The 16,803-nt window shown below is 74.9% G+C and carries 15 protein-coding genes; 4 read left to right on the forward strand and 11 right to left on the reverse strand.

Annotated elements, in window-relative coordinates; all coding sequences use genetic code 11:
• Positions 1–154: 154 nt before the first annotated feature.
• The 3 genes from cobA to cobC are packed head-to-tail and all read right to left on the reverse strand — an operon-like array spanning position 155 to position 3,563.
• Entirely contained in the window at positions 155–1,414 is a 1,260-nt protein-coding gene (gene cobA / locus ACPCK6_RS27090; RefSeq protein ID WP_423482600.1) for a uroporphyrinogen-III C-methyltransferase, read from the reverse strand.
• Entirely contained in the window at positions 1,411–2,481 is a 1,071-nt protein-coding gene (gene cobT / locus ACPCK6_RS27095; protein WP_396881398.1) for a nicotinate-nucleotide--dimethylbenzimidazole phosphoribosyltransferase, read from the reverse strand. Before cobT ends, cobA begins: the two co-directional genes overlap by 4 nt.
• Positions 2,481–3,563, reverse strand: a complete 1,083-nt coding sequence (gene cobC / locus ACPCK6_RS27100; RefSeq protein ID WP_423482601.1) for an Rv2231c family histidinol phosphate aminotransferase CobC — start codon at positions 3,561–3,563, stop codon at positions 2,481–2,483. Before cobC ends, cobT begins: the two co-directional genes overlap by 1 nt.
• 121 nt (positions 3,564–3,684) lie before the next feature.
• Between cobC and ACPCK6_RS27105 the strand changes: the two genes are divergently transcribed.
• Positions 3,685–5,817, forward strand: coding sequence for a transglycosylase domain-containing protein (locus ACPCK6_RS27105; protein ID WP_396881334.1), 2,133 nt, complete (start codon positions 3,685–3,687; stop codon positions 5,815–5,817).
• Between the two features lie 138 nt (positions 5,818–5,955).
• On the opposite strand, the gene ACPCK6_RS27110 is transcribed toward ACPCK6_RS27105, so the two are convergent.
• Both ACPCK6_RS27110 and ACPCK6_RS27115 read right to left on the reverse strand, forming a co-directional pair.
• Positions 5,956–6,525: a GNAT family N-acetyltransferase gene (locus tag ACPCK6_RS27110; protein ID WP_135241673.1), complete on the reverse strand. Its 570-nt coding sequence runs from the start codon at positions 6,523–6,525 to the stop codon at positions 5,956–5,958.
• Complete coding sequence (locus tag ACPCK6_RS27115; RefSeq protein WP_423482602.1) at positions 6,522–7,892, reverse strand: cobyrinic acid a,c-diamide synthase CobB; 1,371 nt, start codon at positions 7,890–7,892, stop codon at positions 6,522–6,524. Before ACPCK6_RS27115 ends, ACPCK6_RS27110 begins: the two co-directional genes overlap by 4 nt.
• Positions 7,893–8,026: 134 nt before the next feature.
• On the opposite strand from ACPCK6_RS27115, the gene ACPCK6_RS27120 reads away from it, so the two are divergent.
• The gene (locus ACPCK6_RS27120) at positions 8,027–8,845 is read left to right on the forward strand and encodes an SURF1 family cytochrome oxidase biogenesis protein (RefSeq protein WP_423482603.1); all 819 of its coding nucleotides are present in this window, start codon (positions 8,027–8,029) and stop codon (positions 8,843–8,845) included.
• Between the two features lie 191 nt (positions 8,846–9,036).
• Positions 9,037–9,711, forward strand: a complete 675-nt coding sequence (locus tag ACPCK6_RS27125; protein ID WP_423482604.1) for a hypothetical protein — start codon at positions 9,037–9,039, stop codon at positions 9,709–9,711.
• A 4-nt stretch (positions 9,712–9,715) separates the two neighbouring features.
• Here ACPCK6_RS27125 and ACPCK6_RS27130 read toward each other — a convergent pair whose 3' ends face one another.
• The 4 genes from ACPCK6_RS27130 to ACPCK6_RS27145 all read right to left on the reverse strand — a co-directional run bounded on the left by ACPCK6_RS27130 (position 9,716) and on the right by ACPCK6_RS27145 (position 13,704).
• Positions 9,716–11,299 carry an ATP-dependent DNA ligase gene (locus ACPCK6_RS27130; RefSeq protein WP_423482605.1) on the reverse strand — a complete coding sequence of 528 codons (1,584 nt, stop codon included), beginning with the start codon at positions 11,297–11,299 and terminating at the stop codon, positions 9,716–9,718.
• 80 nt (positions 11,300–11,379) lie between these two features.
• Entirely contained in the window at positions 11,380–11,586 is a 207-nt protein-coding gene (locus ACPCK6_RS27135) for a hypothetical protein (protein ID WP_030273275.1), read from the reverse strand.
• A gap of 78 nt (positions 11,587–11,664) precedes the next feature.
• A complete protein-coding gene (locus ACPCK6_RS27140) occupies positions 11,665–13,029 on the reverse strand; it encodes a dipeptidase (protein WP_396881328.1) in 1,365 nt (454 codons plus the stop codon).
• A gap of 21 nt (positions 13,030–13,050) precedes the next feature.
• Positions 13,051–13,704: a uridine kinase family protein gene (locus ACPCK6_RS27145; protein WP_423482606.1), complete on the reverse strand. Its 654-nt coding sequence runs from the start codon at positions 13,702–13,704 to the stop codon at positions 13,051–13,053.
• A gap of 111 nt (positions 13,705–13,815) precedes the next feature.
• Between ACPCK6_RS27145 and ACPCK6_RS27150 the strand changes: the two genes are divergently transcribed.
• Positions 13,816–14,217, forward strand: a complete 402-nt coding sequence (locus ACPCK6_RS27150) for a rhodanese-like domain-containing protein (RefSeq protein ID WP_194800739.1) — start codon at positions 13,816–13,818, stop codon at positions 14,215–14,217.
• On the opposite strand, the gene ACPCK6_RS27155 is transcribed toward ACPCK6_RS27150, so the two are convergent.
• Both ACPCK6_RS27155 and ACPCK6_RS27160 read right to left on the reverse strand, forming a co-directional pair.
• Complete coding sequence (locus ACPCK6_RS27155; RefSeq protein ID WP_423482607.1) at positions 14,211–15,755, reverse strand: cobyric acid synthase; 1,545 nt, start codon at positions 15,753–15,755, stop codon at positions 14,211–14,213. The genes ACPCK6_RS27150 and ACPCK6_RS27155 overlap by 7 nt on opposite strands.
• Positions 15,752–16,786 carry a cobalamin biosynthesis protein gene (locus ACPCK6_RS27160; protein ID WP_423482608.1) on the reverse strand — a complete coding sequence of 345 codons (1,035 nt, stop codon included), beginning with the start codon at positions 16,784–16,786 and terminating at the stop codon, positions 15,752–15,754. The genes ACPCK6_RS27155 and ACPCK6_RS27160 overlap by 4 nt, the downstream gene beginning before the upstream one ends.
• Positions 16,787–16,803: the final 17 nt, after the last annotated feature.

Raw genomic sequence — 16,803 nt, forward strand, 5'->3', positions numbered from 1 at the left:
GCCCGGCCGGGCCGGCCGCCCTGCCCGGCCGGGCCGGCCCGGCGATCTTGCACTTTCCGCCCCGACGAATGGGCCGTAAAGGGCACCTGGCGGGCGCCAAGTGCAAGATCGGCGTTTCCGGCGGGGCGACGTCGGGCGCGGGCGCTCCGGCGGGTCAGGCGGGGGCGTCGGGGGTCAGGGCGTGGACCACGTCGCCGAGCACCACGATCGCGGGCGGGCGCAGCGCGGCGGCCTCCACGTCGGCGGCGACCGCGCCCAGCGTGGAGCGCAGCATCCGCTGGGCGGCTGTGGTGCCCTCCTGGATCACCGCGGCCGGAGTCTCCGCCGGTTTGCCGTGCGCGATCAGGGTGGCGCTGATCGCCGCGAGGTTCTTCAGGCCCATCAGGACCACGAGCGTGCCGCGCAGCCCGGCCAGGGCGTCCCAGCGCACCAGCGACGCGGGCGCGTCGGGCGCGAGGTGCCCGGACACCACTGTGAACTCGTGCGCCACGCCCCGGTGGGTCACCGGCACGCCGGCGACCTCGGGCACCGCGATCGCGCTCGTCACGCCGGGCACCACCGTCACCGGCACGCCCGCCTCGGCGCAGGCCAGCAGTTCCTCGCCACCACGCCCGAAGACGTACGGGTCGCCGCCCTTGAGCCGTACCACCACCTTGCCGGCCCGCGCCCGATCCACCAGGATCCGGTTGATCTCCTCCTGGGCACGCGACGGCCCGTACGGGATCTTCGAAGCGTCGACCAGCTCGACGTCCGGGCGCAGTTCGTCCAGGAGCAGGCCGGGCACGAGCCGATCGGCGACGACCACCTCCGCCTCGGTGAGCAGCCGCCACCCCTTCACGGTGATCAGCTCCGGGTCGCCCGGCCCGGATCCGACGAGTGCGACGCGCCCGCCGGTGTTAAGAGGGGGCCCTTCCTCTACCGCAGGCGTTAAAAGGGGGCCCTTCCTTCCGAGCAGGGCGCGGATGGCGTCGCGGGTCGCCATCGCTCGGCGGGGGTCGCCACCGCCGAGGACCGCCACGGTGACCGGGCCGTGCCGGGTCACCGCCGGGGTCCACGCGCTCGCCGCCGTCCGGTCGTCGGCGCGTACGCAGAAGATCCGCCGCTCGGCCGCTGCCGCGCTGACCGCGGCGGCGGCGGCCCGGTCGTCCACAGCCACCTGGACCAGCCACGCGCCGTCCAGGTCGTCGGGGACGAACCGGCGCGGCTCCCAGTGCAGCCGTCCGGCGTCGACGTGCGCGCGCAGCGCCGGGGTCAGCTCAGGCGACACCAGCAGCACGTCCGCGCCGGCGTCGAGCAGCGCGGGCACCCGCCGGGTGGCGACCGCTCCCCCGCCCACGACCACCACGCGCCGCCCGTCCAGCCGCAACCCCAGGGGGTACGGGCTGGGCGGCGGCGGCCCGGCCGGCTCGGTCACTTCTCCGCCACCCCGGCGGAGTCGAACGTGGCGACCTCGTGCAGTACCCGGACCGCGCCGGTGACCACCGGCAGGGCGAGCAGCGCCCCGGTGCCCTCGCCGAGCCGCAGGCCCAGGTCGATCAGCGGTTCCAGGCCGAGGTGCCGCAGCGCCGCCGTGGCGCCCGGCTCGGCGCTGCGGTGCCCGGCGACCATGCCGCCCACGGCGTCCGGCGCGAACGCGGCGGCGGCGACCGCGGCGCTCACCGCGATCACGCCGTCGAGCAGCACCGGCACCCGGCGCGCGGCGGCGCCGAGGATCAGGCCGGTCAGCGCGGCGTGCTCCAGCCCGCCGACGGCGGCCAGCACGCCCAGCGGGTCGGCCGGGTCGGGCTCGTGCCGGGCCAGCGCGGCCCGCACCACAGCCACCTTGCGGGCGTACGTCTCGTCGTCGACCCCGGTGCCCCGCCCGGTGGCCGCCTCGGCGTCCACGCCGGAGAACGCGGCGATGAGCGTGGCGGACGGGGTGGTGTTGCCGATGCCCATGTCGCCGGTGAGCAGGATGCCCGCCCCGGCGTCGATCAGCTCGCCGGCGACCCGGATGCCGGTCTCCACTGCCGTACGGGCCTCGTCCCGGGTCAGCGCCGCGGTGACAGTCATGTCGCGGGTGCCGGGGCGGACGTTCGCGGACACCAGACGCGGCCCGGCCGGGTCGGCGGATTCGGCGCCGGGGATCGGGGTGGCCACGCCGACGTCCACCACCGTGACCGACGCGCCGGCCTGGCGGGCGAACGCGTTGACGACAGCGCCGCCGGCCAGGAAGTTGGCGATCATCTGGGCGGTGACCTCCTGCGGCCACGGGGTCACGCCCTGGGCGTGCACGCCGTGGTCACCGGCGAAGATCGCCACCGCGGCCGGCTCGGGCAGCGGCGGCGGGCAGGCGCCGGCCAGCCCGGCGAGGCGTACCGAGAGCGGCTCCAGGGCGCCGAGCGAGCCGGCCGGCTTGGTCAGCCGTCCCTGCAGCTCGCGAGCCGCCGCCATGGCGGCCTCGTCCAGCGGCCGGATCGCCGCGACTGTGGGCTCCAGCATCATGCCTCCAGGATCCGTGCCAGCGTCTCGATAAACGCGTCGGTGGTGCCCCGGTCGCGTACGGCGATCCGGAGCCAGTCCGGGCCGAGCCCGGGGAACGTGTCGCCCCGGCGTACCGCCCAGCCGTTCGCGCGCAGCCGCTCGCGTACGTCGGCGGCGCCGGCCACGTGGATCAGGACGAAGGCGGCGGCCGGGCGGCCCGCCACGCGTACCCCCGGCAGGCCGGCCAGGCGGGCCACCAGGTGGTCGCGGTCGGCGGCGAGTTCGGCGGCGACGGCGCGTTCGGCGGCGACGGCGGCCGGCGCGGCGCAGGCGGTGGCGGCGGCGAGCGCCGGGGTGGAGACCCCCCAGAGCGGCTGCGCGGCGGCGAACCGGGCCAGCAGCGCGGCGTCGCCGAGCAGGTAGCCGATCCGCAGCCCGGCCAGTCCCCAGGTCTTGGTGAGGCTGCGCACCACCACGAGGCCGGGGAGGTCGCGGCGGGCGGCGAGCGACTCGGGCTCGCCGGCGACGCCGGGTGCGGCGGTGGTGTCGGCGAACGCCTCGTCGACCACGAGCACCCGGCCGGGGCGGGCCAGCGCGGCGATGGTGTCGGCCTGGTGCAGCACCGAGGTCGGGTTCGTGGGGTTGCCGATCATGACGAGGTCGGCGTCGCCGGGGACGCGGGCCGGGTCGAGGCGGAAGCCGTCGGCCGGGTCGAGCAGCACCCGGTCCACCCGGTGCCCGGCGGCCCGCAGCGCGGCCTCCGGCTCGGTGAACTGCGGGTGCACCACCACGGGGTGGCGGACGCCGGACAGCGCGCGGGCGATCAGGACGAAACCCTCGGCGGCGCCGGCGGTGAGGAGTACCTCTTCCGGGGGTCGCCCGTGCCGGTGAGCGACGGCGGCGCGGGCCGGCGCCGGGTCCGGGTACGCGGCCAGGTCACCCAGCGCGGCCGTGATCGGGTCGGCGAGCCAGTCCGGCATCGGGGCGCGGCGCACGTTCACGGCCAGGTCCACCAGGCCGGGCGTGGCCTCGACGTCCCCGTGGTGGCCCAGGTCGGGCTCGTCGAGCGCGGCGGCGCTCCCGGTCGGTGCTGCGGGCATGTCCGCGATCCTGCCGGGTAGCCGCCGCCCGGGACAGCGCATCCCGGCGTGGGTCGCGTCACGGTCCGCCGGTTTATGAGTTCTTCTCATTTCCGAATCGGAAATGTCATAGCTTGACCCCGTGAGCAGTCGTCCCCTTGCTTCCGCTGGCCGTCTCGTTCCCCTTCTCCGCGCCGGGCTGATCGCCGGCATCGTGGTCGCCGCCGCCCTGTATCCGCTGGTCGCCGTCACCGGCATCGGGGCCAAGGCCACCGCGCACGCGATCGAACAGAAGACGAACATCCTCAAGACCGCGCTGCCGGCCGAGACCTCGTACGTCTACGCGCCCGACGGCAAGACCGTGCTGACGATGTTCTACGAGGAGTACCGGCAGTACACCAAGATCGAGAACATGTCGCCGAACATCCAGCAGGCGATCGTCGCCGCCGAGGACAACCGCTTCTACCAGCACCACGGCGTCGACCCGAAGGGCGTGGCGCGCGCTTTCGTGTCAAACGCCCGATCCGGCGGCGTCTCCCAGGGCGCCTCGACGATCACCATGCAGTACGTGCGGATGGCGCTGCGGGACAGCGCGACCACGCCCAAGGAGGTCCAGGAGGCGACCCAGCAGACCAGCCTGCGCAAGGTCAAGGAGATGCGCATGGCGCTGGACATCGAGAAGCACCTGAGCAAAGAGCAGATCATGGAGCGCTACCTCAACTCGGCCTACTTCGGGCACCGGGCGTACGGGATCTACGCGGCCTCGCAGATCTTCTTCTCCAAGACGCCGGCCACGCTCACCCCGGTCGAGGCGGCCACGCTGGCCGGGCTGGTGAAGTCGCCGTCGGAGTACGACCCGATCACCTCCGACCAGAAGGAGGCCACCGGCCGGCGCAACTACGTGCTGGACAACATGGCCCGCCTCGGTTACCTGTCGCCGGATGCCGCCGCCGAGGCGAAGGGTCAGCCGATCAAGCTGAAGCTGACCACGCCGCCGAACGACTGCGCCGCGATCGACGGCGGGCACCGCGCCTGGGGCTTCTACTGCGACTACCTGAAGAACTGGTGGAGTTCCCAGCCCGCGTTCGGCGAGAACCGGCTGGAACGGATGGACAAGCTACGCCGTGGTGGCTACCGGATCGTGCTCGCGCTCGACCCGAAGACCCAGGCGGCAGCGGAGAAGAACGTCGGCGCCAAGGACAACACCGGCAGCCCCTTCGCCAACGGCATCGTGGTCGCCGAACCCGGCACCGGGCGGATCAAGGCGATGGCGGTGAACCGGAACTACTCGCTGGACCTGGCCGAGAACCCGAACAGCTCGAACCCGGAGGCCGGCCCGAAGGTCAAGGCGAACTATCCGAACACGGTGGCGCCGCTGCTCGGCGGCGGGACGCTACCGGGCTACCAGGCCGGTTCCACGTTCAAGATGTTCCCGATGCTCGCCGCGCTCAACGCCGGGATGCCGCTGTCCACCGCGTACGACTCGCCGCACACGTACAAGTCGGCCGTCTACGACGGATGGGCCCCGTCCAACGCCAGCGGCGCGATGACCGGCCGGCAGACCATGTGGTCCGGGTTCGGCAAGTCGGTGAACACCTACTTCGTCCAACTGGAGGAGAAGATCGGCGCGGACGCCGGGGTGCGCCTGGCCGAGCAACTGGGCCTGCGCTGGCGTACCGACGTGGACAAGGAACAGGCGTCGCCGGGCAAGGCGAAGAAGTGGGGCGCGTTCACGCTCGGCGTCTCCGACGCCACCCCGCTGGAGATGGCGAACGCGTACGCCGCCATCGCCGCCGACGGGCGTTACTGCGAGGCCATCCCGGTCAACGCGATCATGAACCGGGACGGCACACCCGCCACGTACACGACGGCGGGCGGGGTGCAGCGGGAGGTCGCCAAGCCGCGGTGCCGGCAGGTGGTGAACGCCGACGCGGCCCGCGCCGCCACCGACGCGGCGCGCTGCCCCACCGGCGACACCCCGGCCAAGGGGAGCTGCGGCGGCTGGTCGACAGCCGACAGCGTCCGGGGCACAGTGGGCCGCCCGGTCGCCGGCAAGACCGGTACGACCGACAGCACCCGGTCGGCGTGGTTCGTCGGCTACACGCCGGAGCTGGCGGCGGCGAGCTTCATCGCCGACCCGGACAATCCGTTCAACGCGGTGGGCGACGGGCAGTCGCAGATCCCGGTGAACGCGGTGGCGCAGACCCTGCGGGACTCCCTGAAGGGCCAGCCCACCCGCCAGTTCACCCCACCCTCGGACCAGATAGTCGGCTGACCCCCTCGCCCGCCCCAACCCCACCACCCTGTTCCGCCCGGGGGTGCGCCCGGGTAGTTGATCAAGGAGTTTGCGTCACGGATCGCCCGATCCGCAGACGCGAACTCCTTGATCGACGTTGGAAGGGGGCGGGGGGCCTCAGCGGAGGTCGGCGGCGACGAAGGACCACAGCTCCAGGTCGACCCGGGCGCCCCGGACGAAACCGGCGTTGCGCAGCAGGCCCTCGTAGCTGAAGCCGGCCTTCTCGGCGACCCGCCGCGACGCCACGTTGCCGGCCGCCACCCGCAGCTCCACCCGCTGGAACCCGTGCTCCAGGATCAGGGCGATCGCCACCGCGTCCACCGCCTCGACCGCCAGGCCGTAGCCCCGGGCGTGCGGCGCGATCGCGTACGACAACTCGGTGAGCCGGGCGCCCCAGTCGGTCCGGCGGGCCCAGAGCGAGCCGACCACCCGCTGGTCCTCCCGGCGGACCACCGCCCAGTGGTCGCCGTCGCCGCTGTCCCGCCGCTGCCGGGCCAGCTCGGTGCACCACGCCCGCCCGTCGATCTGCCCGGACGCGTCGGCCAGCGGCAGCCAGCGCTGCGTCTGCCGGTCGGCGAACACCTCGTCCATCGCCTCCGCGTCGGCGGCGACGAGGTGCCGCACCTCGATGCGCGGGGTGGAGACGGTCAGTGCCGGGAAGCGGCGTACCGCCACCTGCCCGATCACGCCGACGCCCCCACCGGTGCCAGCGCGGCGGCCACCAGCCGGGCCGCGACGCCGGGGTGGGCGGCCCAGTGCGGCACGAGCTGCGAGGCGTGCACCGCCTGCCGGACGAAGCCCTCCGGGTTGCCTCCCTCCCAGCGCCAGGCCGGCCGGTCACCGGCCCGCGGCGTGAGCACGGCGGCGTGCTGCTTGTGCCCGGTCACCGTGGTGCCGGCCGCCGCCACCACGCTGTCGGTGACCGCGGTGGCCGTGCGGTAGCCGACCACCAGGCCGTCCCGGACCGTGCCGACCGCGTCGAGCACCCCGCACATGGGCAGGCCGTCCAGCTCCCGGGCCAGCCAGAGCAGGCCCGCGCCCTCGGCGATCACCGGGCGGCCCGAGCGGGCCAGCTCGGCCACCGCGATGCAGAGGCGGCGGTTGGCGGAGAGCTGCTCCGCGTACGTCTCGGGCAGCCCGCCGCCGACGACGAGCGCGCGGGCCCCGGCGGGCAGCGCCTCGTCGCGCAGCGGGTCGAGCGTGACCACCTCGGCCCCGGCGGCGCGCAACAGCTCGGCGGTCTCCGGGTGGCTGTAGGCGCCGGCCGGTCCGCCCGCGAGCGCCACCACCGGCCGCTCCCCCGACAGCTGCGGAGCGTCGGCCGGCTCCGGCGACCACGGCTCCACGGTGAGCGCGGGGGCGGAGCGGGCCAGCGCCAGCAGCCGGTCGAGGTCGACGGTGGCGGCCACCGCCTCACCGAGCCGGCGTACGCCGCGTTCGGCGTCCGCGTCGGCGCGCACCACCGGCCCGGTGCCGTACCGGCGGGCGGGCAGCACCGGGGGCAGCTCGTGCCGGCGCAGCGCCCCGTAGACCGGCACGCCCACGTCGTCGAGCGCCTCACGCAGCAGCGCCTCGTGCCGGGGTGAGGCCACCCGGTTGAGGATCACGCCGCCCAGCCACAGCTCGTCGTCGTACGCCCGGAAACCGTGCACCAGCGCGGCCACCGACTGGCCCATCGCGGCCACGTCCACCACGAGCACCACCGGGCTGCGCAGCGCGGTGGCGACTGCCGCCGTGGACTCGCTCTCGGGTCGCCCGGCGACCGAGTCGTAGAGCCCCATCGTGCCCTGCACCAGCGCGAACCCGGCGCCGTCAGCGCCGTACGCGAAGAGGGGGGCGATCCGCTCCGGGCCGACGAGTCTCGGATCAAGCGTGCGCCCGGCGCGCCCGGCGGCGAGCCCCAGATACGCCGCGTCCACCTGGTCCGGCCCGACCTTGAACCCGGCCACCGGGATCCCCCGGTCGGTGAGCGCCGCGAGCAGGCCGAGGGAGACGGCGCCGGTGCCGTGCCCCGAGGAGGGCGCACTCAGCACGACGCGCGGCACGTCGGTCATCATCGACTCCTGATGTGGGTGGTTTCCGCCCGCGTGACCATACCCGTCCGGCCCGGCGCGCGAGAGCCGCGCACACCGCCGTTTCTGCCTGGCAGCGGCGAGTGGCATCGCTCATACGGGTAGCCTTGGCCAACGTGTACCGGTTCCTGCTGACCCCGCGCTGGCTCGGCTACCTCGCGCTCACGCTCGTCGCCGCCACGGTGATGGTGTTCCTGGGCAACTGGCAGCTGGACCGCTACCGGGGGCGCACGGCCGTCAACGAGCGCATCGACGCCGGGGCCACCATGACGCCCGCGCCGCTGCGCGACGCGCTCCCCGCGCCCAGCGGCGGCGACGTCGGTCCCGCGCCGTCCGAGGAACTCACCTGGAGCCGGGTCACCGCCACCGGCCGGTACGACAGCGCGAACACCGTCCTGATCCGCGGCCGGACCGTCGACCGCACGGTCGGCTTCGAGGTGCTCACCCCGCTGCTGCTTGCCGACGGCACCGCGGTACTCGTCGACCGGGGCTGGATCCCGCCCGTGCCGGGCGCCGGCGCGACAGTCCAGCCGGACGTGCCGGCGGCGCCGACCGGCGAGGTGACGGTCACCGGCCGGGTGGTCGGCAGCGAGAGCGGCGGCGGCGCGGTCAGCCGGCGCGACGGCAAGCTGGAGGCCCGGCGCATCGACATCCCCCGCCTGGCCGAGCAGCTCCCCTACCCGGTGACCGGCGGTTACGTCCTGCTCGACGGTCAGACGCCGGCGGCCGATCCGGCCTTTCAGGCGGTCCAGATCGGGCACACCAACAACTGGCAGAACTTCGGCTACGTGTGGCAGTGGTGGATCTTCGCGGTGATGAGCCTGTTCGGCTACGGCTGGGTGGCCCGCCGGGAGGCACGCCGCCGGGCCGGGCTGGACACCCCGGGTGAGCCGGTGGACCGCGCCGCCGAGCCGGCCACTCCCACCTCCGCCTGAGCGGGCCTCACCGGGCACGGCCCGCTTCGTCGGTCTTCTGCACAGGCCCCCGTTACTCGCCGTAGCCGCCATCGACGAAGGACTCCTCACGATGAGGCTTCCGCACAGGGGCGGGCCGTGGATCCGGCGGCACACCGGGCGGCGGGGACGTTGGTAGGGTCCGCAGATGATCGTCAATCGTGGGGGTCGCGGTGACCTCTGACGCCACGACGCCCCCGGCCGCCGAGCCGCCCGCGTACGACCCCTGGTCGGCCATGCCGCCCGCCGTCGCGCCGCCCACCGAGCAGTTCCCGGTGATCGCCGCGCCGGACGCACCGGTCACCCCCGCGCCGCTCTCCGCACCGCCCGCGCAATACTCGGCGCCACCCGCGCAGTACTCGGCGCCACCCGCCCAGTACTCGGCGCCACCCGCGCAGTTCTCCGCGTCGCCGGTGCCACAGACCGGGGTGGTCGCGCCGCACTACGGGCCGACGCCCGGGCCGTACCCGCCGGGCGGGCCGGTGCCGCCCGCCCAGTCGGCGGTGGCGGTGCAGATCGCCGAGATCGTGGTGACGCCGCCGGTGATCCGTACCCCGGCCGGTGTCCTGCCGCTCGCCGGCGCTTCCTGGTACGTGACCGACTACTGGCAGAAGGAGGAGAAGATCGCGCCCTGGGCCGTCGTCGCCGCGATCCTCGGCTTCTTCTGCCTGACCGTGTTCAGCCTCCTGTTCCTGCTGATCAAGGAGACGCGGCACTACGGGACCGTGCAGGTGACGGTGAGCAGCGGCGGGCACCAGTACGTCGCGCGGATCCCGGTCACCGACCAGTTCCAGGTGCAGCAGCTCAACAACCAGGTCAACTACGCCCGGTCGCTGTCGGCCGGCTGAGCCGTCAGCCGGTGACCCGGCCGGCGTGGATGGCGCGGACCGCGTCGATGGTGTCCGCCTCGGCGGCGGTCTTGTCGTCGCGGTAGCGCAGCACGCGGGCGAAGCGCAACGCCATGCCGCCCGGGTACCGGCTGCTCGTCTGCACCCCGTCGAACGCGATCTCGACCACCTGCTCGGGCCGGACCCGCACCACCCAGTCACCCTTCTCCACGGCGAGCGACAGGAACCGCTCGGTCTGCCAGCGCAGCAGCTCGTCGGTGAGCCCTTTGAACGTCTTGCCGAGCATGACGAACTCGCCGGTACGCGGGTCGCGGGCGCCGAGGTGCAGGTTGGACAGCCAGCCCTCCCGCCGGCCGCTGCCCCACTCGACCGCGAGGACCACCAGGTCGAGCGTGTGCCGCGGCTTGACCTTGACCCAGGCCGAGCCGCGCCGGCCGGCGTCGTACGGCGCGGCCGGATCCTTGACGACCACGCCCTCCTGGCCGGCGTCGACAGCCGCGGCGAACGCCGTGGCCGCCTGCTCCGCGTCGTCCACCTCGACCCGGTCGACGAGCAGCGAACCGTCGACAGCGCGGGCCAGGGCCGCCCACCGCTCATGGCCGGGAGCGTCGATCAGGTCGGCACCGTCGAGGTGCAGCAGGTCGAAGAAGTACGGCGTGAGCACCGGTTCGCCGGTGCGCTCGGCGGCGGCCAGCACGGCGGGCGCGACCTGCGTCGGCCCGGTGGTGCTGGGTGTGGTGCGCCGGGCCGCCCGGCTGGACGTCTCCTGGAACGGCAGCGGCCGGCCGGCGGCGTCCAGCCCGATCGCCTCACCGTCGAGCACCAGCTCACGGGCGGGCAGCGCGCGGACGGCTGCCACCACCTGGGGCAGCCGGCCGGTGATCTCGTCCAGGCTGCGGGTGAAGACCGCGATGTCGGCCCCGGAGCGGTGCACCTGGATGCGGATGCCGTCGAGTTTGACGTCGACCACCGCCGGCACGCCGGTGGCGGTGAGCGCCTCGTCGACCGAGGGCGCGCTCTGCGCCAGCATCGGCGCGAGCGGCCGACCCACCTGGAGCCCGAACCCGGCCAGCGCTGCGGCGCCGCCGGTGAGCGCCGCGACCGCCACCGCCCGCAGGTCACCGGCGAGCAGCAGGGCCCGGCGTACGGCGGTCAGTGGCACGTCGGCGGCACGCGCGATCGCGTCGGTCAGCAGCCCGGCCTGCGCGCCCTGGCGCAGTTCGCCCCGGAACAGGCCGGTCAGCAGCCGCTGCTCGTCGGCGGTGGCGGCGGCGAAGAGGCGGCCGACCAGATCCCGCCGCCGGGCCTGGGATCCGGCCCCGGCGACGCGGGAGATCTCCTCGATCGCCGCGTCGACGGCGGCGACGGTGAGCGTCGGCTCGGCGGCCGGCGGGGGCAGGTCACGCAGGCCCGCCCAGCCGACACCGGTCTGACGCTGGCGCAGCTCACCGGCGAGGTAGCCGGCGCCGGCCGGGATCTCGCCCGGCTCCAGCCCGCGCAGCGCGGCGGCCAGCAGCTCCACCTTGGCCCGACGGCCGCTGGTGGCGCCGACCGCGGCCGAGGTGGCCGCCAGCTCTGCGAAACGCACGTCCACATCCTGCCAGCCGCCTGTGACATCGGGGCGGATCCGGCGACCCGGCACACCGCACGGGTGCGCCGGGCCGACGGTCAGGCCGAGACCGGTTCCTCGATGCGCAGGCCGCGCCCGCGCACGCCCTCGGCGACCCGGGTGAGCAGCGCGTCGAGCGTGACCAGAGCGGCGGAGAGCTCGCCGATCTGTTCGTTGAGCGTGTCCTCGGACCACGCGGAGACGTCGACGTCCCCCAGAGCACGGACGGCGGCCTGAAGCCGCTCCATCTCGTCGTTCGTACGCATGTTCGAAAGGCTATAACACCCCGCCCGCCGACACACCACAAACTCCGACATCGGCCCCGAAGTTACGGTTTCGACACCTCAGGAGCGGTTTCCGGCCTCCGCCACCCGGGCCAGCAGCAGCGCCTCGGCCAGGCACACCCGGGCGAACTCGCCCAGGTGCAGGCTCTCGTTCGGGCCGTGCGCCCGCGCGTGCGGATCCTCCACACCGGTCACCAGGATCGCGGCCTGCGGGAACATCTCCTGGAACGTGGCGATGAACGGGATCGATCCGCCCACCCCGATGTCGACCGGGTCGGTGCCGTCCCAGGCCGTCCGGAACGCCGACCGGGCGGCGTCGAACATCGGCCCGGAGGCGTCGATGACGCAGGGCGCGCCGTCGTGCTCGAACGTCACCGACACCTGCGCACCCCACGGCGCGTGCCGCTCCAGGTGCGCGGTCAGCGCCGCGTACGCCTTCTTCGGGTCGTCGCCCGGCGCCAGCCGTACGCTCAGCTTCGCCTTCGCGGACGGCACCAGCGCGTTCGGGGCCTCGCCGGTGGACGGCGCGTCCACGCCCAGGATCGCCAGCGCCGGCTTGGTCCAGAGCCGGTCGGTGATCCGGCCGGTGCCGAACAGCGTCGCGCCGTCGACCAGGCCGGCCTCGGCCCGGAACCGGTCCTCCGGGTAGTCGACGCTGGCGCCCTCGCGGCCGACCAGCCCGTCCACCGCGACGTCGCCGGCCTCGTCGTGCAGCGTGCCGAGCAGCTTCACCAGCGCGGTGAGCGCGTCCGGCACGGCGCCGCCGAACATGCCGCTGTGCACGGCGTGGTCGAGCGTGCGCACCTCCACGAAGCAGTTGACGATGCCGCGCAGCGAGGTGGTCAGCGCCGGCACGCCGACGTCCCAGTTGGTGGAGTCGGCGATCACGATGACGTCCGACGCCAGATCGTCACGGTGCTCGGCGAGCAGCCGCTCCAGCGAGTCCGAGCCGTACTCCTCCTCGCCCTCGATGAACAGCACCACACCGACCGGGAGCCGGTCACCGAACGCGCGCAGCGCGGCGACGTGCGCCATGATGCCGGCCTTGTCGTCGGCGGCACCCCGGCCGTAGAGACGGCCGTCGCGCTCCACCGGCTCGAACGGGTCCGACTCCCACAGTGACAGGTCGCCGACCGGCTGCACGTCGTGGTGCGCGTACATGAGCACGGTGGGGGCGCCGGGCGGGGCCGCCTTCGTGCCGATCACCGCGGGCTGGCCGCCGGACCGGACGATCCGCGTGTCGAGGCCGCAGCCGCGCAGCAGCTCCGCCACCGCCTCGGCGGAACGCTCCACGTGCGAGTGGTCGAAGCCCTCGAAGGCGATGCCCGGGATGCGGACGAGTCGCTCGAGGTCGGCACGGACGCCGGGGAGTTCCCGCTCGACGGCGGCCCGCACCTCGGACTCGGAGAGGATCGGAGTGGTCATGACCGGAATCGTATGCTGGCCTTACCCCGCCACGTCGCCCGAGCCCGATCGCCGCCCCACGCGCACGTAGTAGCGGTCCACGTCGTGCGGCAGGTCCGGAGCGCCGTCGACGACCAGGTCCACCGCTGCCGCCGTACCGTCGGCGGTGAAGTGCGACCGCTCCCCCGCGTGCCACCGGCGCAGCTCCGGCAGGATCTGCGCGCCGTCGCGGGCCAGCGCCCGGCGCAACCGCAGGTCGGCCGGCGCGGTGACCAGCACCGACAGCGTCAGCTCGGGGCGTACCGCGGCGCGGGCGGCGCTCACCCCCTCGACGATCAGCACCGGACCGGCGGGCACCGGCACCACCCGGTCCAGGAAGCGCCGGCGCACCCAGCTGTAGCGGCGGTAACCGCCCGGCCGGCCGGCCCGCACCGGGCCGAGCACCTGCTCCTCCAGCCGGGTCCAGAACGTGAGCTGGTCGTCCCAGCCGTCGAGCAGGTCGTCGGTGTGCACGAGCGGCGGGCGCACGCCGCCCGCCCGCTCCGCGAGAGCGTCCGCGAGGCGCGTCGCGAACCGGCTCTTGCCCGCGCCGCTGGGCCCGTCGACGGCGACCAGCCGGGTACGCCCCAACCGCGCCGGACCGGCCAGCACCCGACCGGCCAACCCGGCGTACGCCTCGATCACCGCCACGTTCACCCGACCGACGCTAACGTTCCCCCGTCCGCTGGAAACTGCGACCCGGGCGGACCGTTTCGCCGAGCGGCGGCGCGGCGTGCTGGGCATCATCGGGGGGTGCTCCATGACGTGATGTGTCCGGGCGTCGACGCCCTCCTGGAACAGGCCCGCGCCGGTCTCCGCCGGCTCACCCCGCACGAGACCGTCGAGGCGGTCCGTGGCGGCGCGCTGCTTATCGACACGCGTACCGAGGCGCAGCGCCGCGAGGAGGGTGAGCTGCCCGGCGCGATCGTCATCGACCGCACCGTGCTGGAGTGGCGGCTCGACCCGGCCAGCGCGTGGCGCATCCCGGAGGCCACCGGGTACGACCGCGAGGTCGTCGTGGTGTGCCGGGAGGGGTACAGCTCCAGCCTGGCCGCCGCCAGTCTCCAGACGCTGGGGCTGCGGCAGGCCACCGACATGATCGGCGGGGTGCAGGGCTGGCGGGAGGCCGGGCTGCCGATGTCCGACCGCCCGGCCGACGTGCGCTACTGAGCCGGTGGCGCGCCGGGTGGCACGAACGGCAGTCCCGGCGGTGGCCCGGACTCGATGAGCCGCCACAACGCTTCCGTGTCGAGGTGCTCCTCCACCAGGTCGCCGAGCAGGTCGAGCGTCCGTTCCCGGGCCGCCGCGAAGGACGTGTCCGGCGCGACCTTGAACCCGGCACGCCCGGCCGCCTCCGCGACCTCGGTCAGGAACCGGCGGCGGAACGCGTCGGAGGAGAAGGCGCCGTGCCAGTGCGTGCCGTACACGGTGCCGAGGCGCGCGCCCTCGCCGGTGCCGTCGGCGTAACGCAGCAGCGGCGCGAGTCCCGGGTCGGCGGCCGTGACCCGGCCGTGGTGGATCTCGTACCCGTGCACCGGCACGTCGCCGGCGGCGGTGCCCTCGGCCCGGCGGACCGTCTTGCGCGGCTCGAAGGTGATCTCGACGGGCAGCAGCCCGAGGCCCGGTACGGTGCCCCGGCGGCTCTCCACCGCGTCGTGGATCGCCCGGCCCAGCATCTGGAAACCGCCGCAGATGCCGAGCAGCGGCCGTCCGGCGGCGGCGTGCGCCCGGACCGCGTCGGCCAGGCCGGTCTCCCGCAGCCAGGCCAGGTCGGCGACAGTCGACTTGGTGCCGGGGAGCACCACCACGTCGGCGGCGGCCAGTTCGGCCGGTTCGACGGTGAGGCGGACCCGTACGCCCGGCTCGGTCGCGAGGGCCTCCACGTCGGTGGCGTTGCTGATCCGCGGTAGCCGCACCACGGCGACGTCGAGCCAGTCGGTGCCCCGGGGTGCCGCCGGGCGGCCGAGCACCCGCCCGTACGCGAGCGAGTCCTCCGCGTCCAGCCACAGGTCCAGTGCCCAGGGCACCACCCCGTACGTCGGGCGGCCGGTGACCCGGTGCAGCATGTCCAGCCCCGGCTGGAGCAGGCCGCGGTCGCCCCGGAACTTGTTCACCACGAACCCGGCCAGCAGCGCCTGGTCGGCCGCGTCGAGCAGGGCGACGGTGCCGAACATCGAGGCGAACACGCCGCCCCTGTCGATGTCGCCGACGACGATCGTGGGTAGCCCGGCCTGCCGCGCCAGCCCCATGTTGACGTAGTCGCCGCCGCGCAGGTTGATCTCGGCGGGGCTGCCCGCGCCCTCGCAGATCACCACGTCGTACTCGGCCCGCAGCTCGGCCAGCGCCGCGTACGCCGTGGTGGCGAGCCGGGACCGTACCTCGTGGTAGTTGCCGGCGGTGACCGTGTCGACGGCTTCGCCGAGCAGCACCACCTGGCTGGCGTGGTCGCTACCGGGCTTGAGCAGCACCGGGTTGAAGCGCAGGTCGGCGTCGAGCCCACAGGCGGCGGCCTGCATCGCCTGGGCACGGCCCAGCTCGCCACCGCGACCGTCCGGGCCGGCCACCACGGCGGAGTTGTTCGACATGTTCTGCGCCTTGAACGGGGCGACCCGGACGCCCCGGCGGCGCAGCCATCGGCAGATGCCGGCGGTGAGCACGCTCTTGCCGGCGTCGGAGGTGGTGCCGGCGACGAGCAGCCCGCCGCTCACCGCCCGCTCCCCCGCTGCCCGCCGCCCGCCTCGGCCGTGCTGCACGAGACGCGAGCCGCTCGGCTGAGGGTGCCCAGCGCGGCCCGGCCGGCGGCCCCGGCCAGACGGCCGACCGTCACCGGGTAGAGCGCGGCCAGGCCGAGCGCTGCCACACCGACCGCGCCGGAGATCCGGGCGGCCCGCTTCAGGTGCCGCGCCTCGGGGCGGGGCCCGTCACCGAGGAACGGCCGGGTCTCGGCGCGGCCGAAGTAGACGTTGCGCCCACCGAGCCGCACGCCGAGCGCGCCCGCCATGGCCGCCTCGCACTGACCGGCGTTCGGGCTCGGGTGGTCGGCCCGATCCCGCCGCCACACGTGCCACGCGGCGGCGCGATCCCCGTGCGCCACCGGCGCCACGGCCACCGTGAGGAGCCCGGTGAGCCGCGACGGCACCAGGTTCAGCGCGTCGTCCAGCCGGGCGGCGGGGGTGCCGAAGCGGGCGTACCGGGGTGAGCGGTGGCCGACCATCGCGTCGAGCGTGTTCGCCGCCCGGTAGCCGAGCAGGCCGGGCAGGCCCGCGACCGCGCCCCAGACCAGCGGGGCGACCACGGCGTCCGAGGTGTTCTCGGCGACCGATTCGACAGTGGCGCGGGCGAGTTCGGGCTCGTCGAGGGCGGACGGGTCACGCCCGCACAGGTTGCCCAGACGTGCCCGGGCGGCGGGCAGGTCGGCCCGGCCCAGTGACCGTGCCATCACCCGGGACTCGTGCCGCAGCGTGCGCCCGCCGAGCACCGTCCAGGTGCCGGCGGCCACCAGCGCGGCCCGCGCGATCGGATGGTGCCGGGTCGCCAGCGCGGCGGCGGCACCGAGCAGGACCGGCGCGCCGACGGCGAGGGCCGTGAACGCGGTCCCGGCCGCCCGGTCGGGGCGGTAGACCCGCCGTTCCAGCGCACCGGCCGCCCGGCCGAAGCCCGCTACCGGATGCCACCGGCGGGGGTCGCCGAGCAGCGCGTCGAGCGCGTAGCCCGCCACCATCCCGGTCGCGTTCGCCATGGCGGTCGCCTGCCGCA

This window comes from Micromonospora sp. AB353 (assembly GCF_049538395.1).
Taxonomy (GTDB): Bacteria; Actinomycetota; Actinomycetes; order Mycobacteriales; family Micromonosporaceae; genus Micromonospora; species Micromonospora aurantiaca.

What these genes read in the sequence shown, in the direction of transcription:
- ACPCK6_RS27160 (WP_423482608.1), bottom strand. Translation starts at nt 16,786, where the DNA reads ATGGCGAACGCGACCGGGATGGTGGCGGGCTACGCGCTCGACGCGCTG.
- cobT (WP_396881398.1), bottom strand. Translation starts at nt 2,481, where the DNA reads ATGCTGGAGCCCACAGTCGCGGCGATCCGGCCGCTGGACGAGGCCGCC.
- ACPCK6_RS27140 (WP_396881328.1), bottom strand. Translation starts at nt 13,029, where the DNA reads ATGACCACTCCGATCCTCTCCGAGTCCGAGGTGCGGGCCGCCGTCGAG.
- ACPCK6_RS27115 (WP_423482602.1), bottom strand. Translation starts at nt 7,892, where the DNA reads ATGACCGACGTGCCGCGCGTCGTGCTGAGTGCGCCCTCCTCGGGGCAC.
- ACPCK6_RS27150 (WP_194800739.1), top strand. Translation starts at nt 13,816, where the DNA reads ATGTGTCCGGGCGTCGACGCCCTCCTGGAACAGGCCCGCGCCGGTCTC.
- ACPCK6_RS27135 (WP_030273275.1), bottom strand. Translation starts at nt 11,586, where the DNA reads ATGCGTACGAACGACGAGATGGAGCGGCTTCAGGCCGCCGTCCGTGCT.
- cobC (WP_423482601.1), bottom strand. Translation starts at nt 3,563, where the DNA reads ATGCCCGCAGCACCGACCGGGAGCGCCGCCGCGCTCGACGAGCCCGAC.